A 20,313-nucleotide genomic window follows, 5' to 3' on the forward strand; every position below is an offset into this window, starting at 1 on the left:
GATATGGCCATGCGGCTTTTCGAATGCGGGACGCTGGTGCCCGGATGCCAGTGGCATACGCGCGCCGAAGAGGATGCCGAAGTCGTGCGTCGGGCGGTGGAGCATATGCGCAGCGCCCACGGCGAGGAAATTATTCGCGAGAACATGGTGGAAAACATCAAGGCGCGCATCCGCAACGAGCAGAACGCGCCCGCCTGAGTTTCATCGGGCTTGAGCTTCACCAAGCCTGGACTTCGTTGGCTTGAGTTTCGGGGCTAGTCCTGCTTGCTCACCATATCCGACAGACGAGCGGCCAGTTCGGGCCGCTCGGGATTGAAGTTCCGGCTGATCCAGAATTCCTCCAGCTCCTTCAGAACCTCTCCCACCTGCTTGCCTGCGGGCACACCGGCTGCAATCACGTCCGCGCCACTCAGGGGAAGTTCGGCTTTTCGTAGGCCTCCGCCTTGGACAGAAGCTCATACAACCGCGCGCTCTTGCGCATCGCGATCGGGTCGCCTTCTGCGGAGGCCCGTGCCGATGCCAGCGCCAGCTTCAACCGGCTGATCATGCCAGGCTTGCCGTGCCTGTAGAGCAGTCGCGTAAAGCCGACATCTGTCACCTCGTCCGGCGGCATCGGCGTCGTCGCCCAGCGTGTCAGTTTCAGTGCATCGGCATTCGACAGGCGCAGCCGCTTGGCGAGCGCTTCCAGCCTCTGTTCATCCGGTGGCACGATGGCCGCAAGCCTGAGCAGCGGATCCGGTGCCCAGCCGAGCGACTTTTCTGCCGCGACCAACCCGTGGATGGCATCGATGCCCCATTTTTCCGTCTCGGACAGAATTTCCGTCAACACGCCGGCCTGCCGCATCCACAAAAGCGACCGTGACGGGTCCGGTGCGGATAGCAACTTCTTCGTCTCGGCCCAGACCCGTTCCGCAGACAGCGTCGAAAGCTTGTCCTTCGCCCGCGCGCAGGCTCGCAAACCATCAGCATCGGGGCGGCCGGAGCCGTAAAAGGCGAAGAAGCGAAAGAACCTGAGGATCCGCAGATGATCCTCGGCAATCCGTTGCGACGCGTCGCCGATGAAGCGGATGGTCCGTTTTTCGAGATCCTTCAACCCCTCGACGAGATCAATCACCTCGCCCTTGGCATCTGCATAGAGCGCATTGATGGTGAGATCCCGCCGTTCGGCGTCAGCCTTCCAGTCGGTGCCGAATTCCACAACTGCATGCCGGCCATTGGTCTCTATATCGCGCCTCAGCGTCGTCACCTCGAACCCGCGGCCGTCGATGACCAGCGTCACCGTGCCGTGCTCGATGCCCGTCGGCACGCTCTTGATGCCGGCCGCCTTGGCGCGCTCGACGACGACCTCGGGCCGCAGCGTCGTGGCGATATCGACATCCGCAACAGCAAGGCCCATCAACGCGTTGCGCACCGCGCCGCCAGCGACCCGCGCCTCGCCGCCATCATCATTGAGCAGCACAAGAATGCGCTGCAGGGCCGCATCCTGGAACCAGGTTTCGCCAGCCACCGATGTCATGCATAAAGCCTTTCGTAGAGAGTGCGGAGGATACCGGCGGTGATCCCCCATATATTCCGGTTCTCGTAGGGCATCAGGTAGAAATGCCGCTCCGTGCCGTTGAACTGCCGGGTGCCGCGCTGATGGTTCGCTTCGTTCATCAGAAACGACAGCGGCACCTCGAAGGCATCATCGACTTCCGTCGGATTGAGCTTCAGGTCAAATCCGCGATTGACCACGGCAAGCACCGGCGTGATGCGAAAGCCGGTCATCGCGTAATATTGCGGCAGCCGCGCCAGCGGTTCGACGAAACGGGGATCAAGCCCGATCTCCTCTTCCGCCTCACGCATCGCCGCCCGCTCCGGAGAGCCGTCCTCGGGATCGACGGCACCGCCCGGAAAGGCGATCTGGCCGGAATGTTTCCTCAAAGTCGCCGTGCGCTGCGTCAGGATCACCTTCGCCTCGTCCCCGTCGTCGATGACCGGCACGAGAACGGCCGCGTCCTTGAGCTTCAGCTCCATCGCGGTCTGGACGAATTGCGGATTGAGCAGATGGTCGCCATGGTCACGCCACGCCGTCTCCAGCGGAGCTCCGGCCTGATGCAGCGCTCGGCGGCGAAAGCTCTCTGCCGAAAACGGCGCGCGGTCATGGGCTGAGAGATCGCTCATGACGCCAGCCGATCCAGCTCGTCCGCCGACATGATCGGGAAGGTGACGCCGCCCGAGCGGACAGAAAACATCGCGACACCATCGACATCGATAACGTCACCAAGCTCGACCAGGTCATACATGACGGGCCGCGACACGAGCGCTTCCAGCCGGCCGCGCACGAGCAGATAGGGCTTCAGCTGCCGGTCCTCGCCGAGCGTCTCGAAGCGCAGCGGATGCTCGGTCCCGATCTCCACAACGTCACCGACATTTGTGCGGAACGTGAGGACCGGCTCATCGTCTCGCTCGGTCACCTGCATCTCGACCGCCAGGAAGGGCGCGTCGACGACCCGGATGCCGACCTTTTCCACAGGCGTGACGAGATAGGTCTTGCCGTCCTCATCCTTGCGCAGGACGGTGGAGAACAGCCTGACGAGAGGCGCCCGGCCAATCGGCGTACCCATGTACAACCAAGTCCCGTCGGCCCTGATTTCCATGTCGAGATCACCGCAAAAGGGCGGGTTCCATCTGTCGACCGGCGGCAAGCCGCGCTTTCCGGTACCTGATTGTTCGGCGGCGCGCGAAATCATGGCCGCAAGGCCGGCGGCGTCGGATGCCGAATTTATCGTTTCTGCTGCCATCTTTCAGTCCCGGTTCGATTTTAATCGTTCACGGTCGCGGTAGTTCTCACGAGATAGTCATTCGAAACGAGCTTGTCAGCCATATTTCGGGTAATAACTTCTGAGGGTATCGTGTCTGTTGCGGTGCAACGAGTCGCGACCGGGCATGAAGCCGTTCGGTTTTGAACAAGACCTTGAACATGGAGAACGACATGGGCGTGATGAATCCAACCGAGGCCGTTCTTGATGAAAAGGCGATCGTCGCAGCCGCCGAAAAGGCGCTCGCAGACATCGCAGCGGTCCGCGAGGAAGTCGCCAAGGTCATCTTCGGCCAAGAGCGGGTCGTCGAAAACACCCTTCTCGCCGTTCTCTCCGGTGGCCACGCATTGCTCGTCGGCGTCCCGGGTCTTGCCAAGACAAAACTCGTCAATACCCTCGGCACGGTTCTTGGTCTCGATTCCAGCCGCATCCAGTTCACGCCCGACCTGATGCCCTCCGATATTCTCGGCTCCGAAGTCATGGATACGGACGAGAGCGGCCGCCGCTCGTTCCGCTTCATCAAAGGCCCCGTCTTCGCCCAGCTTCTGATGGCCGACGAGATCAATCGCGCCTCGCCGCGCACCCAGTCGGCACTGCTGCAGTCAATGCAGGAATATCACATCACGGTGGCCGGCCAGCGCTACGATCTGCCCGCCCCTTTCCATGTTCTCGCGACCCAGAACCCGCTGGAACAGGAAGGCACCTATCCCCTGCCGGAAGCACAGCTCGACCGCTTCCTGCTGCAGGTCGACGTGCTCTATCCGGATCTCGCCGCCGAGCGACAGATCCTTCTCGACACGACCGGCATGGCCGAAGCAAAGCCGCGCGGCGTGATCGACAGCGCCCGCCTGCAGGAGATCCAGATGCTGATCCGCCAGATGCCGGTCTCCGACAAGGTGGTCGATGCCATCCTGTCGCTCGTCCGTTCAGCGCGTCCTGGGCACGGCAATGCTCAGACCGACAAGCATGTCGCCTGGGGCCCCGGCCCGCGCGCCGGCCAGTCGCTGATGCTGACGGCGCGTGCACGCGCACTTTATGAAGGCCGCCTCGCCCCGTCGCTCGACGATGTCTACGCGCTGGCGGAGCCGGTTCTCGAACATCGTATGGCCCTGAATTTTGCAGCGCGCGCCGAAGGCATGTCGGTGCGTGACGTGATTGCTGGATTGGTAAAGCAGGCTCGCGGGTAAAATCCCGCTCCTCTGAAAGGACAGTGCGTGGCATCAATCGGCCAGATCGTCGAGCAGACATCCAGCAGCGAAGTCCTCTCCCGCGCCCAGGCGCGCGCAGCACTCGTTCCCGACTGCATGGTGGAAGCAAAGCGTATCGCCAACACGGTGATCGCCGGCTGGCATGGCCGGCGCAAGCGCGGCATGGGCGAAAACTTCTGGCAGTTCCGCCCCTATGCGGATGGCGAAAGCCTGTCGCGCATCGACTGGCGCCGCTCCGCCCGCGACGACCACACCTATGTCCGCGACCGCGAATGGGAAGCCGCCCACACGATCTGGCTCTGGGCCGACATGTCGCCGTCGATGATGTACAAGTCGACGCTCGCCATGGTCTCGAAGGAAAGCCGCGCGCTGGTGCTGATGCTGGCGCTTGCCGAAATCCTCGCGCGCTCAGGCGAGCGCATCGGATGTCCGGGCATCATGGAGCCGGTCTCGTCCCGCAACGCCGCCGAACGGCTGGCAACCGCCATCATGCACGCACCGCTCACCACCGGCCTGCCGGAAACCTCGATGATCAGAGGCCAGAGCGATATCGTCCTGATCGGCGATTTTCTCGATGACGCCGATACCGTGATGAGCCGCATCTCGCCGCTCGGGAAACGCGGCCTGCGCGGCCATGTGGTCGAGGTCGCCGACCCGGCCGAGGAAACCTTCCCCTATGCCGGCCGCACCGAATTCACCGATCCCGAGACCGGCGAGAAGCTGACAGCCGGCCGCGCCGAAATGATCCGCGACGACTATCAGCGCGCCTATCTCGCCCGCCGCGAGGCGCTTGGTGAAGGCCTGCGCCGGCTCGGCTGGAGTTTCGTTTTCCACCGCACCGACCATCTGGCATCGGAAGCGCTCGTCGCCGTCCACGGTTATCTCGCCGGCATGCCGGCCGTCATTCCGGGGGCGCGGACATGAGTGCTCTCGCCTTCGCCAACCCCTTCATCCTCTTCGGGCTTCTGTCGCTGCCGGTGATCTGGTGGCTGCTCAGGCTCACCCCGCCGCGCCCGCAGACGGAAGTCTTTCCGCCGCTTCGTATCCTTGCGACGGTCCTGAAGCGCGAGGAAACGCCGGCCCAAAGCCCCTGGTGGCTGACACTGCTGCGCATGCTGCTTGCCGCCGCCGTCATCCTGGCGATCGCCGATCCGGTCCTCAATCCGCGCGCAAGCTCGCTCAATTCCGGCGGTCCGCTCGCGCTTGTGATCGACAATGGCTGGTCGAGCGCCGTCGACTGGGAGCGCCGCATCGAGACGGCCAACATGCTGATCGACGAGGCCGAGAGCTCCGACGTGCCGGTTTCGGTCATCTTCACTGCCGAAGCGACCAACGAGCCGGTCGCGGGAACCGCCGCCGCCGCGCGTGACAAGCTCGCCGCAGCCGAGCCGAGGCCGCTCGTGCCTGACCGCCTGCGCGCCGCCCGCGCCTTGCAGGAGTCACTGAACGGCAACCAGCCCGGCACCGTCGCGATGATTTCCGATGGCATCGCTGCCGGCGGCGACGAAGAGGCAATGACGACGCTCGCTGGCCTGTCTCCCGGCGAAGTCCGCCTCTACGAAGGCGACGGCCGTGGCTCGATCGCGCTGACCAGCGCCACCAACAATTCCGCCTCCATGGCTGTCACCGCCACCCGACTTGAGACCGGTGCGCCGCAACAGGTCACCGTCAACGCGCTGGATCAGCAGGGCCGCGCGCTCGCCTCGGGCACGATGGATTTCGCCGCCGGCTCCGGTACCGCCACGGCGGAAATCTCCGCCCCTTTGAGCTGCGCAACGATTTCGCCCGCCTGAGTGTCGAAGGTGTCGCTACGGCCGGCGCCACCCATCTGCTAGACGACGGCTTCAAGCGCCGCCGCATCGCTCTGATAGCCGGCGAGAGCGGCAGCGATTTCCAACCGCTGCTCCAGCCGCTCTACTACATCAGCCGCGCGCTCTCGCCCTATGCCGACGTCATCCAGCCGAATACGGCCGATCTCGCGGTGTCCATCCCGCAGATTCTCGAAAACAACCCGTCCGCGATCATCATGGCCGATGTCGGGCGCCTGCCGGCGGAGACCTACGCTCCTCTACAGCAATGGATTTCACGCGGCGGCACGCTGATCCGCTTCGCCGGCCCACGCCTTGCCGCCGCCCCTGCCGACGATCCGCTCGTGCCGGTGCGGTTGCGCCAGGGCGAGCGCGCGCTTGGCGGCGCCATGTCCTGGTCAGAGCCGCAGGTTCTGGCGGACTTCCCGAAATTCGGTCCCTTCGCCGGCATGCCGCGCGCCGCCGACATCACCGTCACCCGCCAGGTCCTCGCCGAACCGACGCCGGACCTTGCCGAGCGCACCTGGGCAAGCCTTGCCGATGGCACGCCGCTGGTCACGACCCGCGAAGTCGAAGCCGGCCGTCTCGTCCTCTTCCATACGAGCGCCGAGGCGACATGGTCCAACCTGCCCCTATCGGGCAATTTCGTCGAAATGCTGCGCCGCGTGGTCCAGCTCGCCCGCGCCGGCGGTGCGACCACTTCGTCTGCCGGCTCGGATAACGCGGCAGCGACCCTTCCGCCTTATCGCCTGCTGACGGCTGACGGCCTGCTGACGACGGAAACGGGCGGTGCCCGCCCGATCACCATCGCCGCCGGCCAGACGCCATCCGCCAATTTCGACCATCCGCCCGGCCTTTACGGCACCGAGGACGGCTTCTCGGCCGTAAACCTTTTAGCCCCGGGAACGGTGCTCGCCGCCTTCGATCCCGCCGCGATCGGTCGCCCCGTCGTCCGCGAAGGGCTCGCCGGTGGTGAAGCCGTGTCGCTGCGTCCTTCGCTGTTTGCCGCAGCCTTCGCCATGCTTATCCTCGACAGCCTGATCGTGCTCTTCATGAATGGTGCCTTTTCCCGCAGGCCGAAAGGCCCACGCCGCAGCTCCGATGCAGCCACTGCGGCCGCTATCGCAGCGCTGGCCTTCGGCCTCTTCGCCATGCAGCCGAACCCGGTTTCCGCCCAGGAAATGCCGGAGGGCAGCGGTGCGAAGGCCGGCGACGAGCAGATCCTCGAACATCTCGACACGACCCATCTCGCCTATGTCGTCACCGGCGAGGCGGATGTGGATAGCGTCTCCGAACAGGGGCTCGACGGCCTGTCGCAGTTCCTGACCTATCGCACGACGCTGGAGCCCGGCGCGCCCGTCGGCCTCGACATCACCAAAGACGAACTGTCCTTTTACCCGATCATCTACTGGCCGATTTCCGCCAACGCACCGATGCCCTCGCAGGCCGCGATCTCCCGTATCGACGCCTATATGCGCAATGGCGGTACCGTGTTGTTCGATACGCGCGATCAGGTGTCCTCGCTTGATGGCGGCACATCTCCGAACGGCGAGCGGCTGCAGGAAATCCTCGCCAACATCGACATTCCGCCTCTGGAGCCCGTGCCGGAAAACCACGTTCTCGCGCGTTCTTTCTACCTACTGACCAACTTCCCCGGCCGCTATACCGGCAGCCCGCTCTGGGTCGAGGCACGGCAGGACGGACGCAACAGCGCAAACCAGGTGTCTTCCGGCGGCGACGGCGTCTCGCCGATCATGATCACCGGCAACGACATGGCCGGCGCCTGGGCCGTCGATGCACAGGGCGCGCCTGTCCTGCCGACCGTACCGCCGGACGACATGCAGCGGGAATATGCCTACCGCGCCGGGGTCAACATCATGATGTACATGCTGACCGGCAACTATAAAGCCGACCAGGTGCATGTCCCTGCCCTGCTCGAACGGCTAGGCCAGTAAGGGAGAACGACGATGACACTTGAATTCGCGCCCTTCTTCCCCTGGCCTGTGCTGATCGGTCTCGGCGCCTTCGCGCTCATTCTCTGCGCCATGGCTTTTTGGCGTGGCATTCGTGGCGCGAGCCTGCGCACGCTCGCCCTCGCCGCCCTGCTTCTGGCACTCGCCAATCCGACGCTGCTGCAGGAAGACCGCGAGCCGCTCTCGACCATCGTACCAGTCATCGTCGACCGCTCCCAGAGCCAGCAGACCGAGGAACGCAAGCGCCAGACGGATGAGGCGCTGGCCGAACTGAGGGATCGCTTCTCGCGCTATCCCCGCATCGAGACGCGCATCGTCGAGGTCAATGACGACCCGGATAGCGACACGCCCTCGACGAGGCTGTACACCGCGCTCCGTGCCGCGATCTCCGACGTTCCGCCTGCCCGTCTCGGTGCCGCCGTCTTCGTTACCGACGGCCAGATCCACGACATGCCCGGCACCAATCAGGATCTCGGCTTCAATGCCCCCGTCCACGGCCTGATCACCGGCCAGCCGGACGAGTTCGACCGCCGCGTCGAAGTGGTCCGCGCCCCGCGCTTCGGCATCGTCAACGAGGAGCAGGAACTGACGCTTCGGGTTGTCGACGACGGCCGCTCCAATAATGCGCCGGCCCAGGTGACGGTGCGCATGAACGGCGAACAGACCGCGACCTTCCGCGCCACGCCCGGCACCGATACGCCCTTCCCCTTCACCGTGCCCCGCGCCGGCAATAACGTGATGGAATTTTCCGTCGACGAACTGCCGGGCGAAGTGACGACGGCAAACAACCGCGCTGTCCATGTGATCGACGGCATCCGCCAGAACCTGCGCGTGCTGCTCGTCTCGGGCGAACCGCACGCAGGTGAGCGCGCCTGGCGTAACCTCTTGAAGTCCGATGCCTCGGTCGATCTGGTCCACTTCACCATCCTGCGTCCGCCGGAAAAGCAGGACGGCACGCCGATCGACGAACTGTCGCTGATCGCCTTCCCGACCCGTGAACTCTTCGTCGAGAAGATCAAGGATTTCGACCTGATCATCTTCGACCGCTACAAGCATCGCGGCGTCCTGCCGATCCTCTATTACGACTACATCTCCCAATATGTGCAGAACGGCGGCGCGCTGCTGATCGCGGCGGGCCCGGAACATGCGAGCGAGGATTCGATCGCGCTGACGCCGCTGGAACAGGTACTCCCCGCCTCCCCGACCGGTGAAGTCCACAATGCCGGCTTCTATCCGCACCTTTCGGCAGCCGGCCAGAAGCATCCGGTGACCCGCGGCCTCGACGGCTCCAATTCCACCCCGCCCGCCTGGGGCCGCTGGTTCCGCACCATCGATGTCGACCAGCCGCAGGGCCAGACGGTGATGGAAGGCGACGGCAACCGTCCTCTCCTCGTGCTGAACCGCCAGGGCGAAGGCCGCGTCGCCATGCTGCTCTCCGACCAGGGCTGGCTCTGGGCCCGCGGCTTCGAAGGAGGCGGCCCGCATGTGGCGCTCTATCGCCGCATCGCCCACTGGCTGATGAAAGAACCGGAACTCGAGGAGGAGGCGCTGACCGCCCGCTCCTCCGGCCGCACGCTCGAGGCGACGCGCCAGACGATCGGCGACGATCCGGGTCCCGCGACAGTCCGTTTCCCGTCCGGGCGCACCGAGACCATCCCGATGGCCGAAGCCGGCCCCGGCCAGTACCGCTTCGAGCGGCGCATGGATGAGGTCGGCCTCTTCCAGGTGTCGAACGGCGATTTCACCACGCTCGTCCATGTCGGCGCCGTCGATGCACCGGAATTCAAGGCAATGATCTCGACCGAAGAGACGCTGAAACCCTATGCCGACGAAACCCGTGGCCTCGTCACCCGCGTCGCATCCAGCGACGGCATCACTTTGCCCGATATCCTGCCGGTGCGCGGCGAGGTGCGCATCAGCGACCCGAGCCGCATGGTCGTGCGCATGACCGATGAATCCGTGCTGCGCGGCATCAACAGCCTGCCGCTGTTCGCCGGCTTTGCGGGCCTCTCGGCCCTGCTCTTCGCCGTCGCCGCCATGTGGTGGCGCGAGGGTCGCTGACCCGTGGCCACGATCGAGCTCACGTCCGCGCCAACCGGCGAGGATCTGGACGTCATCCTCAAGGGCCTCACCGCCTATAACGAAGCCGAGGTCGGTCCCGCCGACCGCATCCCGCTGGCGGTCCTGATCCGCGACGAAGGCGGACAGGTGATCGGCGGCCTGTCGGGCTACACGTCCTGGGGCTGGCTGTTCACGCAATTGCTGTTCATTCCCGAACAGCTGCGCGGACACGGCATGGCCGCCAGACTGCTGGATGAGGCAGAGGCCGAAGCCCGCCATCGCGGCTGCCGCGGTGCCTGGATCGACACGTTCAACCCGCAGGCCCTCAAGGCCTATCAGCGGCAGGGATACGAGATCTTCGGCGAACTGCCCGCCTTCGTCGGCGACCGCACCCGCAGCTTTCTCCGGAAGGCGCTCTGAGCTACAACTCCCCTGAAAACGGGAGGAAATCCAGAGGCATGGAATCCGAGCTTAAAGTGACGGAGGGAATTGCTCCTTCAAAGGAAGCGGTCATTCTCGATCGGTTGAAGTCATTCAATACCGCCTCTTTCGGCGAGAGCGATCGCCGCGAACTGACCATCCCTCTTTACGGCGATGAGGGCGAAATCACTGGAGGCCTCGTCGGCTATACAGGCCGCGGATGGCTCTATGTCTCGATGCTCTACATCCCGGAAGAACTGCGTGGCCAAGGCCTTGCCGCCCGCATGCTCGCCATGGCCGAAGACGAGGCCCGCCAACGCGGCTGCATCGGCGCCTATATAGACACGATGAACCCGGCGGCGCTGAAACTCTATCTCAAGCTCGGCTACGCAGAGATCGGCAGGCTCGACGCGCTCGCGGGCGGCCATGTCATCACATGGCTCGCCAAACGCTTCTAGAGCGCGTCACGACAGCGAAGCGTCCCTCGTCTCGACACGGATCATCAGCGAAGCGATCGCCGCAACCAAAAGCAATGCGGCGAAGATGCCGATCGTCAGGCCGAAGCCGTGGGCAACGATATAGACCATGGCCGAAGGCGCGATCAGCCCGCCGAGCCGGGCCATGGCGCCTGCAGCGCCCATGCCGGTTGCGCGCGACGTCGTGGGATAGAGCTCCGGCGTATAGGCGTAGAGCGCCCCCAGGTGCCGAGAAGCGCAAAGCTCATCAGCAGCAGCGACGTTCCGATCATCACCGCGCCTGACGCCAGCACGAAGAGCAGGCATCCGACGGCGGAAAGCAGGCAGAAGCCGGTCAGTGTCGGCTTGCGGCCCCATTTCTCCACACCATAGGCGGCAAGCGCATAGCCCGGCAGCTGAGCCAGAGCTACGAGGACAAGGAAGCCGTAGCCGCGCACGAAGCCGAAGCCTTCGCTGGCAAGCCTCGCCGGCATCCAGGTGAAGACCCCGTAATAGGAGACTGAGACCAGGAACCAGACAGCAAGGATCATCACGCTCGTTCGCCGCAGCGCCGGCGCGAATATGCCGACCCGCGCCTCCGCCGGCGGCAGAACCAGTTCCTCCGACAGCGCGAGCTCCTTGCCGGTATTGACGGCCACGATCCGGTTCACCACCTCGCGCGCCTCATGCGTCTTACCCGTGCGCAACAGATAAATCGGCGATTCGGGGATGAGCACGCGCATGCCTATACCAAGGATAGCCGGCAGGGCCGTGACGGCGAAGATAACCCGCCACGCGTCGGTGATCCCGGCAACGTTGGCGATCCAGGCCGTCAGGGCAACGATCAGAGTGCCGATTGCCCAGAAACCTTCCAGCGCCACCAGCCAGCGGCCGCGGTTCTTCGCCGGAAGGAATTCCGACATCATCGCATAGTCGACCGGCAGAGTGCCGCCGACCGCCATGCCGGTAAACAGCCTGAGGATCAAGAGAATGGTGAAGTCAGGCGCAAAGATCGACAGCGTTCCGAAGAGCGCGTCGCAGGATACGGTGATGATCAGCACCGAGCGTCGGCCGATCCGGTCGGCAAGCCGTCCGAAGGCAACCGCGCCGATCAGCATGCCGAGGAAGAATACCGTTCCCGTCTGCAGGGCCTGCGGGATAGTCAGGCCGAAGGTCGCCGCGATCGACGCCGCGGTAAAACCGACCGCCAGCACCTGCATCGCGTCGGCGGCCCAGACGAGCCCGAAAATCGCAATCAGCCGACGCTGATACCGCCCGGCGCCGGCACGATCCAGCGCTTCGTCGACAGTGATGTATTTCATGCCCGCCCTCACCCCTGAGTTCAGTTCGGCTCTCGCCACCAGCCAAGGGTAGGCATAATCGATTTAATTTATTCGCGCCAGCCGATGACGCCCTTCAGGCCGTCATGCACGCCCTCGACCAACGGTACGACCAGAACTCGTGCCGGATCGACCGGACCGGGGAACTTCAGCGCATCGTAAGAGACCTTTTCGAAGCCGAGCGGCATGTAATAGGGCGGGTCACCGATCAGGATCACGCCTTCCGAACCCTTGCGCCGCGCGGCCTCGATGGCAATCCGCACCAGTTCCCGGCCTATACCGCGGTTCTTGTGCGAGGGCCTGACGGCAAGCGGGCCGAGCATGTGGCCTCTTACGGAACCCGCCAGCACCGGCGTCATCCGCACGGAAGCGATCGTCTCGCCGTCATCGGTGCAGACAAAGGACAGCGACCGGTCATGCGGCCCCTGCTCGCGGATGCGGGCTGCGGCCCTGACATGCCGGCCGGGACCGAAGGCTTCTTCGTTGATCAGTTCGATGACTTCATCATGAGACGCGTCCTCGGTCAGATAGACGAGATCGTGTTTTGCGAGCGACTGGATGCTGAGAAGGTGCAGGGACATGGTGAACCGAAGCCGTAGATAAAGGAGCGGACAGGACAAGCGAAATCGATGACGCCTCTTGTGGCGTCGTGGTCGATCTTCAGCGTCGTCGCAGTGCCCGTACTTCGGTCATGAGAGTGCGTGTTCCCGAAAAAGTGTGAAAAGCGAACTAGCAGTATTTCTTTTGTCCGTCCAATGCAAAAACACATCGTTCGCAAAATCGCGTCTCGCCATCTGCCGCAAGCGCCGTATGTATCGGGAAACGAAGGATAAGGAGAGCGCTATGGGCATGCTCGTCGAAGGCAAGTGGCAGGACGTCTGGTACGACACCAAGGCGACCAAGGGACATTTCAAGCGGACGGAATCACAGTTCCGCAATTGGATCACGCCCGACGGTTCCGCAGGCCCGACGGGAAAGCCCGGCTTCAAGGCGGAACCCGGTCGCTATCATCTCTATGTTTCCCTCGCCTGCCCCTGGGCGCATCGCACGCTGATCTTCCGCAAGCTGAAGAAACTCGAGGGCCTGATCTCCGTTTCGGTCGTCGACTACCTGATGCTGGAGAACGGCTGGGAATTCAGGAAACGCGACGGCGCCACAGGCGACGACCTGTTCGGTTCCGACTACCTCTATCAGGTCTATCTCAAGGCTGATCACAGCTATTCGGGCCGCGTTACCGTGCCTGTCCTGTGGGACAAGCAGCAGAACACGATCGTCTCCAACGAAAGCGCCGAGATCATCCGCATGATGAACAGCGCCTTTGACGGGCTGACGGGATCGGATCTCGACCTCTATCCCGCCGAGCTGCGAAGCGAGATCGACGACCTGAATGCCATCGTCTACGACCGGGTCAATAACGGTGTCTACAAATCAGGCTTCGCGACGACACAGGACGCCTATGAAGAGGCCGTCACCGCGTTGTTCGAGACACTCGACATGCTGGACCAGCGGCTGGAGACGAGCCGCTATCTCTTCGGCGACCAGCTGACCGAGGCCGACTGGCGGCTTTTCACCACGCTGCTGCGCTTCGATCCCGTTTATGTCGGCCACTTCAAATGCAACATCCGCCGCATCGCCGACTATCCCAACCTGTCGGGCTATTTGCGCGACCTCTACCAGCAGCCGGGCGTGGCCGAGACCTGCAATCTCTTCCACATCAAGCATCACTATTACGAGAGCCACAAGACCATCAATCCGACCGGCATCGTGCCGGTAGGCCCGGCGCTTGACCTGAATGCCGCGCATGGGCGCGAGGGGTTGGCTCAGACCTGAGGCATCGCCCGCTCACCAATAGTCAGATCGCTCCGCTTTGCCGCTCAGTTCCTGCAACCGGCGAAGCGTCGCGTCTGTCACGCCGTCGGGCAGAGCCTCCAGCGAATAAAAACCGCTCTCGGCGATCTCCATGTTCGGCGCACGCGGCGCCGTCTGCTCCACGTCGACGCGATAGAAAAGCACATGGTCGCGCTTGCTGGCCTTGCGATTGTAGTAGACGTGAAAGAGCTGCGGCTCGCCCCTGACGACAAGATTGCCCTCCTCCCGCAACTCCTTGTGCAGAGCTCCAAGCGCCGTCTCGCCCCGCTCCATCCCGCCACCCGGCATGTACCAGCCTGGAACATAGGTATGGCGCACCAGGAAAATACGGCCTTCGGCATCGAAACAGGCGGCCCTGACGCCCACGGTCATACCGCGCGTGAAGAAGAAAACGCGGTGCATCAGCCACACGATTATGCGGGTACGCCAGCTGCCGATCTCAGGTATTCCAGCGCTGCTCATATGACCTCCACATCGCTCGCGCAAATTTCATAACGAATTTCCATTTCGTGCGTTATGTCTGGGTCATGTTCAAATTCGCCCATATTTCCGATATCCACCTGGGGCCTCTCCCGAACCTTACGCTTCGCGAACTGATGTCGAAGCGCATAACCGGCTTCGTGAACTGGCATCGAAACAGGCGCAAGCATCTCTTCGTCAATACGCTCGACCTCATCCTGAGCGACCTGAAGAGCCGCCATCCGGACCAGCTCGTCATCACCGGCGATCTGGTCAATTTGGCGACGAAGATCGAGACACGGCTGGCGCGCGAATGGCTGGATACGATCGGCACGCCGGAGACGATGACGGTGGTGCCCGGCAATCACGACGCTTACGTGCCCGGTGCCCACGATAAGTCCGTCGAGGCTTGGTATCCCTATATTGCGAGCGACGACGATTCCCAGCACTGGTCGGAAGAAGACCATATCTTCCCGACGCTACGCCGCCGCGGGCCGCTGGCGATCATCGGTTGCTCCACCTCCAATGCCACTCCGCCCTTCTCCGCCTCCGGCTTTTACAGCCCCAGGCAAGCGCGCGAGACGGTCAACCTGCTGAGGAAGGCCGGCGAAGAAGGCCTTTTCCGCGTCGTCCTCATCCACCACCCGCCGATTCATGGCGCGGCTGCATCCCACAAGCGCATGATCGGGATCAGGCGTTTCGCGGCAGCGATCTCTACCGGCGGCGCGGAACTCGTTCTGCATGGCCACACCCATCTTAACACAGTCTACCAGCTGAAAACTCATGGTGATCCGGTGCCCGTCGTCGGCATCGCTTCCGCCTCCCAGGGACCCGGTGGCCATAAACCGCGCGCGGCTTATAACCTCTTCACTTTGTCGGGAGAGCCCGGCGCCTGGAACCTTCTGTGCGAGCGATATGCGCTGACCGAGGCCGGCGATCACGTGCAGCTCGACGAGAGCCGGTTGTTCTACGGCCATGTGCCGGAACAAATCCCGGTGGAGGAAGCCGCCAGAACACTACAAGTTTAAGAGAAGCTTGTTGCATAATCGTCACAATCGATTCATAGCTAGATCTCGCAAGCAATCGATCGAATGGCGAAAAGGCCACCAGCGCATTCATGACCGCATCCGCCACCTCCAATGACATCCGCCGCGATCTCGTGGCCCTCCTGCCGCAGCTCAGGCGTTTTGCCTTGACGCTCACCAGTGATGCCTCGATGGCAGATGCATTGGTGCAGGATGTCTGCGCGCACGCGATCCAGAAGAGCCATCACTGGAAGGGCAAGGGAAGGATCGAGAGCTGGTTGTTCAGCCTGATCCGCACGACATGGAGCGATCAGGCAAAAAAGCGCGGTGATCAGGAGGCGAATAGCGTAAATGCCTCTTCAAACGATATTCAAGGCATAGCGGGCAGAACTCTTCTCTGTCTGCCGGAAGGCCTCGCCAGCACGCTGCTTCTCGCCGATGTGGAGCGTTTCGATTATGCCGAAGCGGCGTCCATCCTCGGCATCCCGTCAGATACCTTTGCCTCCCGGCTCTGCGCTGCCCGCTTGCACCTTGCCTCGCTGCCTCCCGAACCGATGGAGAGGCGGGCATGACAATTGCGAGCGTCGAGCCGTCAGCGCTGGAAAGGAGCCTGTCGTCCTTTGTCGACGGCCAAATCTCCGACAACGAGAAGCAGGACATGGAAGCGCTTCTGGTCAACGATCCCGAAGCGCGGAGCCTGCATGATGGCCTGAAGCGCGGCGGCGATCTCGGCCGCCGCCTGTTCGACGACATGCTGAAGGAGCCCGTTCCGCTTGATCTGGTGCGCGGCATCAAGAATGCGCCGCTGCCCCGCAAGGCAATCCGCCTTCCCGGCTCGCCGCGGCCCAGCATGGCATTCAAGATGTCGGCACCCGCAACACTTGCCGCCTGTACGCTGACACTGATCCTCGGCGGCGGCATCGGCTACATGATGGGCATGCAGCCGCTTGGCGTCGCCTCGCCGCAACTCGCGCAAAGCAACGCCGCGGCCACGCGTGACTGGTTTGATGACATCGTCGCCCACTACAGGCTCTACGCGCGTCAGGATAATCGCCTCGTCGAGATCGGCGCCGATCGGCCGGCCGATATCCTGCAATGGCTGACGACCGGCACCGGCGTAACCTTCCGCATCCCCGATCTAGGCGATAGCGGCCTGACTTTCTTGGGCGCCCGCATGATCGCGGCCGACAATACGCCGACCGGCATCCTGCTATACCGCCGCACAGACGCCGATGTCGGCAGCGACATCATCGCGCTGACTTTCTCCAAGTCGCGCCCGGAAACCTCAAGCCGGCCGAAGACATCCGCATTGATACCGGACTTGTGTCCTGGAGCACGCCGATGGCGACCTATGTCGTGGTCGGCCCCTCTTCTGCCGCAGACCTGGATGAGATTGCCGCCAAGGCCGCCGGGCTGATCTGATCCGGAAGATCGAACGCACGCGATAATCCAAAACGACAAAAGCCGCATCGAACCCGATGCGGCTTTCGTTTTAGCCACACTCAAACCTTAGCGGCTGCGCTCTTCCAGAACCCGGTTCGCGGCAGAGACGATCGCTTCCAGCGAGGCGGTGACGATGTTTTTGTTGACGCCCGCACCGAAAAGCTTTCCGCCCGGATGCTCCATCTCGACATAGGCGATCGCCGATGCGTTGGAGCCATGTTGCAGCGAATGCTCGGAATAGTCGTTCACCGACAGGTCGATGCCGAGATAGGTCGACAGCGCATTGATGAACCCGTCGATCGGGCCTGTGCCCCTGCCCTCGATCCGCTTCGTCTCACCGCCATCGGTGATCTCGGCTGCGACGACGCGGATGCCCTTGTGGTTCGGCTCCGACGGATAGGTGTGGTGATCGACGAATTTCAACCGCGCGTCCGGCTGCTCGACATAGCGCTCCATGAAGCGCTCGTAGATGCGCTTGGAGCCGACCTCCTTGCCTTCCTCATCGGTGATCCGCTGGATATCCTCGCGGAACTCCACCTGCAGGTTGCGCGGCAGGTTCAACCCATAGTCCTGCTGCAGGATATAGGCGATGCCGCCCTTGCCCGATTGCGAATTGATGCGGATGATCGCCTCGTAGGAACGGCCGACATCACGCGGGTCGATCGGCAGATAGGGCACTTCCCAGACCGGATGGTTGGCGACCTTGATCGCCTTCATGCCCTTGTTGATCGCATCCTGGTGCGAACCGGAGAAGGCCGTATAGACCAGCTCACCGACGTAAGGATGGCGCTCGGGGATCACCATCTCGTTGGAATATTCGTAGACTTCCTTGATCCGCTCGATGTCTGAGCAATCCAGTTCCGGATCGACGCCCTGGGTGTACATATTGAGCGCCAGGGTCACGACATCGACATTGCCGGTGCGCTCGCCATTGCCGAACAGCGTGCCTTCGACGCGGTCGGCACCGGCCATCAGCGCCAGCTCGGTCGCGGCGATGCCCGTCCCGCGGTCGTTATGCGGATGAACGGAGATGATGACGCTGTCTCTTTTGTCGATATTGCGGCACATCCACTCGATCTGGTCGGCATAGATGTTCGGCGTCGCCATCTCGACGGTCGACGGCAGGTTGAGGATCAGCTTGTTCTCCGGCGTCGGCTTCACTTCGGCGATCACTGCGTTGCAGATCTCCAGCGCCACTTCCAGCTCTGTGCCGGTGAAACTTTCCGGCGAATATTCGAAGCGATAGTCGCCGCCCGCCTTTACGGCCATGTCCATGATCATCTTCGCCGCATCGACGGCAATCTGCTTGATGCCGTGAACATCCTTGCCGAACACGACGCGGCGCTGCAGCTCCGATGTCGAATTGTAGAAGTGGATGATCGGGTGCTTGGCGCCTTCCAGCGCCTCGAACGTGCGGGTGATCAGTTCCGGCCGGCACTGAACCAGAACCTGCAGCGACACGTCATCCGGCACACCGCCCTCTTCCACACACCAGCGGGCGAAGTCGAAATCGGTCTGCGAGGCGGAGGGAAGCCGATCTCGATTTCCTTGAAGCCCATGTCGAGCAACAGCTTGAACATGCGCGCTTTGCGATCATGGCCCATCGGGTTGACCAGCGACTGGTTGCCGTCACGCAGATCGACGGAACACCAGATCGGCGCCTTTTCGATGATCTTCGACGGCCATGTGCGGTCGGGAATATTGATGGCGGGATAGGCCCGGTACTTCACCGCAGCGTCGGCCATGCCCTTGGATGTGGAAATCTTGGTGTCCATGTCTTCGTCCTCGTCCTGCCATCCCCGGGCTTCGCGTCTTAAGCGCGGCCTGTAACGAACGGATGGCGCCCTGTCGGGCTAATCTCAGCTTAAATTAGGATTTCTTGCGAGGAGCTCTTACGCCGGCGGGCTTTGTCGGCCGCCGGGCGCTCCTCAACGGACCCGGCAACCGAGTGTAAGGTCGAGGCTAAGAAGCGAGAGAGGCGCGAAAACCGTCGCCCCGGCAGCGATGCTGCGGGCGGCAAAACGGTCGGACATGATCGCGCCTGTCATGGTCATGTCGGGATGTATAACTGCCGCGAATGAAAGTGGCAAGAACCGCTTTCGCCGTTGCGGTACGGTTTGCCTCAGGCCTTCTTGCGCATCACGCGTGCCAACCCCATCATCACGCCGCCAGCCACGAGGCCCCAGAACGCACCGGAAATACCGGCAAACGTGGCGCCGGATGCCGTGACGAGGAAGGTGATCACGGCAGCCTCGCGCGTTTCTGGATCACGCCATGCCGCAAAGGCCGCATTCGAAAAGGCACCGATCAGACCGAGACCGGCGACAGCTTGCAGGAGAATCGGTGGCGCCATCGAGACGAAGGCGATGATGCCGCCCGCGATCAGGCCGAGCACGATGTAGGCAGCACCGCCGACGACCGCCGCCCAATAACGTCTGGCGGGATCGGGGTGGGCATCTTCGCTGGCGCACATCGCCGCCGTGATCGCAGCCATGTTGACCGGCAGGGCGCCGAAAAAGGCGCAGATGGTCGAAAACACGCCGGTCGAGGCAAACAGCGGCCCGGGCTCCGGCTCGTAGTGATGCGCCTTGAGGATGGCGATGCCCGGAATGTTCTGCGACGCCATGGTGACGATGAACAGCGGCAGAGCGACCGAAACGACACCATGCCAGGTGAAGACAGGCATGACGGCGATCAGATCCGGGTGGATCGCCTCGCCGATCCGCGCGAAGGCATTATCCGGCAGGTCGACGCCGAAGATGAGCACCAGCACGAAGGCCCCGAGCGCAGCCGGCACGGCCCAGAGCCGCCAGCGCGAAACAACCACCATCCAGGCCAGCACGATCGGCAGGCCGAGTGCCGCATCGAAGGCGACAGCCTTGACCGGCGCAAGGCAGAGACCGAGAAGAATGCCGGCAAGCATGGCATTGGCAAGCGCGGTCGGGATCAGCCGGATCGCCCGGCCGAGCGGGTGAAACAGTCCCGACAGCGTGATCAGCACGCCGCAGATGACGAAGGCGCCGACCGCCGCCGGAAAGCCGCCCTGTATGGCACCGGTCGCGGCCAAGAGCGCGCCGCCGGGCGTTGACCACGCCATCATGATCGGCATGCGAAGCCGGAGCGAGAAGTAGATCGCCAGAACGGCCTGCGCGAGCGAAAGCGCCAGAAGCGCGCTCGCCTGTTCCGCACCCGTCGCCCCCATGGCCTGCAATCCCTGCAGGATGACGGCAAAGGAACTGATGAAACCGACGAAAGCCGTCAGCAGCCCCATGGTGAGGGCAGAGGGGAGAAATCTTTGAGCATGGATGACTCGGGGACAGATTGCGCGAACTGTCCGTTCGTCAGATCAAACCGAGAGAGTTCTTGCAAGTCGGCGAAGGTCGAAAGCGTTCGGCGGGTCACGCCTATCGCTCATCCATGCGTTGAAGAGATCACGCAACAGGGTCGCGTG

14 protein-coding genes and 5 pseudogenes are annotated in these 20,313 nt (G+C 63.2%); 11 read left to right on the top strand and 8 right to left on the bottom strand.

What is annotated here, in order from left to right; all coding sequences use genetic code 11:
- Window positions 1-9: 9 nt before the first annotated feature.
- Window positions 10-198, top strand: a complete 189-nt coding sequence (locus N7E02_RS28435) for a DUF1059 domain-containing protein (protein ID WP_286581187.1) — start codon at window positions 10-12, stop codon at window positions 196-198.
- Window positions 199-254: 56 nt separating this feature from the next.
- Here N7E02_RS28435 and N7E02_RS28440 read toward each other — a convergent pair.
- The 3 genes and pseudogenes from N7E02_RS28440 to N7E02_RS28450 all read right to left on the bottom strand — a co-directional run bounded on the left by N7E02_RS28440 (window position 255) and on the right by N7E02_RS28450 (window position 2,783).
- A pseudogene (locus tag N7E02_RS28440) lies at window positions 255-1,516 on the bottom strand (CCA tRNA nucleotidyltransferase).
- Window positions 1,513-2,163: a CoA pyrophosphatase gene (locus N7E02_RS28445; RefSeq protein WP_286581189.1), complete on the bottom strand. Its 651-nt coding sequence runs from the start codon at window positions 2,161-2,163 to the stop codon at window positions 1,513-1,515. The pseudogene N7E02_RS28440 and the gene N7E02_RS28445 overlap by 4 nt, the downstream one beginning before the upstream one ends.
- A complete protein-coding gene (locus tag N7E02_RS28450; RefSeq protein WP_286581190.1) occupies window positions 2,160-2,783 on the bottom strand; it encodes a DUF1285 domain-containing protein in 624 nt (207 codons plus the stop codon). The genes N7E02_RS28445 and N7E02_RS28450 overlap by 4 nt, the downstream gene beginning before the upstream one ends.
- Before the next feature lie 191 nt (window positions 2,784-2,974).
- Here N7E02_RS28450 and N7E02_RS28455 point away from each other — a divergent pair, with 191 nt between their 5' ends.
- The 6 genes and pseudogenes from N7E02_RS28455 (at window position 2,975) to N7E02_RS28480 (ending at window position 10,729) form a co-directional block, all read left to right on the top strand.
- Window positions 2,975-3,988 carry an AAA family ATPase gene (locus tag N7E02_RS28455; RefSeq protein ID WP_286581191.1) on the top strand — a complete coding sequence of 338 codons (1,014 nt, stop codon included), beginning with the start codon at window positions 2,975-2,977 and terminating at the stop codon, window positions 3,986-3,988.
- 27 nt (window positions 3,989-4,015) lie between these two features.
- Window positions 4,016-4,933: a DUF58 domain-containing protein gene (locus N7E02_RS28460; RefSeq protein WP_286581193.1), complete on the top strand. Its 918-nt coding sequence runs from the start codon at window positions 4,016-4,018 to the stop codon at window positions 4,931-4,933.
- A pseudogene (locus tag N7E02_RS28465) lies at window positions 4,930-7,772 on the top strand (DUF4159 domain-containing protein). Before N7E02_RS28460 ends, N7E02_RS28465 begins: the two are co-directional and overlap by 4 nt.
- 12 nt (window positions 7,773-7,784) lie before the next feature.
- Window positions 7,785-9,851 carry a hypothetical protein gene (locus tag N7E02_RS28470; RefSeq protein WP_286581194.1) on the top strand — a complete coding sequence of 689 codons (2,067 nt, stop codon included), beginning with the start codon at window positions 7,785-7,787 and terminating at the stop codon, window positions 9,849-9,851.
- Between the two features lie 3 nt (window positions 9,852-9,854).
- Window positions 9,855-10,271, top strand: coding sequence for a GNAT family N-acetyltransferase (locus N7E02_RS28475; RefSeq protein WP_286581195.1), 417 nt, complete (start codon window positions 9,855-9,857; stop codon window positions 10,269-10,271).
- A 38-nt stretch (window positions 10,272-10,309) separates the two neighbouring features.
- The gene (locus N7E02_RS28480) at window positions 10,310-10,729 is read left to right on the top strand and encodes a GNAT family N-acetyltransferase (protein ID WP_286581196.1); all 420 of its coding nucleotides are present in this window, start codon (window positions 10,310-10,312) and stop codon (window positions 10,727-10,729) included.
- A gap of 6 nt (window positions 10,730-10,735) precedes the next feature.
- Here the strand turns inward: N7E02_RS28480 and N7E02_RS28485 are convergent.
- A pseudogene (locus N7E02_RS28485) lies at window positions 10,736-12,048 on the bottom strand (MFS transporter).
- 68 nt (window positions 12,049-12,116) lie between these two features.
- Complete coding sequence (locus tag N7E02_RS28490) at window positions 12,117-12,647, bottom strand: GNAT family N-acetyltransferase (protein ID WP_286581197.1); 531 nt, start codon at window positions 12,645-12,647, stop codon at window positions 12,117-12,119.
- Window positions 12,648-12,909: 262 nt separating this feature from the next.
- On the opposite strand from N7E02_RS28490, the gene N7E02_RS28495 reads away from it, so the two are divergent.
- Window positions 12,910-13,896: a glutathione S-transferase family protein gene (locus tag N7E02_RS28495; protein WP_286581198.1), complete on the top strand. Its 987-nt coding sequence runs from the start codon at window positions 12,910-12,912 to the stop codon at window positions 13,894-13,896.
- 12 nt (window positions 13,897-13,908) lie between these two features.
- On the opposite strand, the gene N7E02_RS28500 is transcribed toward N7E02_RS28495, so the two are convergent.
- On the bottom strand, window positions 13,909-14,397 hold the full coding sequence (locus N7E02_RS28500; protein WP_286581199.1) for an NUDIX domain-containing protein: 489 nt from the start codon (window positions 14,395-14,397) through the stop codon (window positions 13,909-13,911).
- A 65-nt stretch (window positions 14,398-14,462) separates the two neighbouring features.
- Here N7E02_RS28500 and N7E02_RS28505 point away from each other — a divergent pair, with 65 nt between their 5' ends.
- The 3 genes from N7E02_RS28505 to N7E02_RS28515 all read left to right on the top strand — a co-directional run bounded on the left by N7E02_RS28505 (window position 14,463) and on the right by N7E02_RS28515 (window position 16,836).
- Window positions 14,463-15,422, top strand: coding sequence for a metallophosphoesterase family protein (locus N7E02_RS28505; RefSeq protein ID WP_286584081.1), 960 nt, complete (start codon window positions 14,463-14,465; stop codon window positions 15,420-15,422).
- Window positions 15,423-15,511: 89 nt separating this feature from the next.
- The gene (locus tag N7E02_RS28510) at window positions 15,512-15,991 is read left to right on the top strand and encodes an RNA polymerase sigma factor (protein WP_286581200.1); all 480 of its coding nucleotides are present in this window, start codon (window positions 15,512-15,514) and stop codon (window positions 15,989-15,991) included.
- Window positions 15,988-16,836: an anti-sigma factor family protein gene (locus N7E02_RS28515; RefSeq protein ID WP_286581202.1), complete on the top strand. Its 849-nt coding sequence runs from the start codon at window positions 15,988-15,990 to the stop codon at window positions 16,834-16,836. Before N7E02_RS28510 ends, N7E02_RS28515 begins: the two co-directional genes overlap by 4 nt.
- Window positions 16,837-16,928: 92 nt before the next feature.
- Here the strand turns inward: N7E02_RS28515 and leuA are convergent.
- Window positions 16,929-18,637, bottom strand: a pseudogene (gene leuA, locus N7E02_RS28520) (2-isopropylmalate synthase).
- Between the two features lie 347 nt (window positions 18,638-18,984).
- Window positions 18,985-20,165 (bottom strand): annotated as a pseudogene (locus tag N7E02_RS28525) (benzoate/H(+) symporter BenE family transporter).
- Window positions 20,166-20,313 lie beyond the last annotated feature (148 nt).

The sequence above is a fragment of the Terrirhizobium terrae genome (assembly GCF_030323265.1).
GTDB lineage: Bacteria > Pseudomonadota > Alphaproteobacteria > Rhizobiales > Rhizobiaceae > Neorhizobium.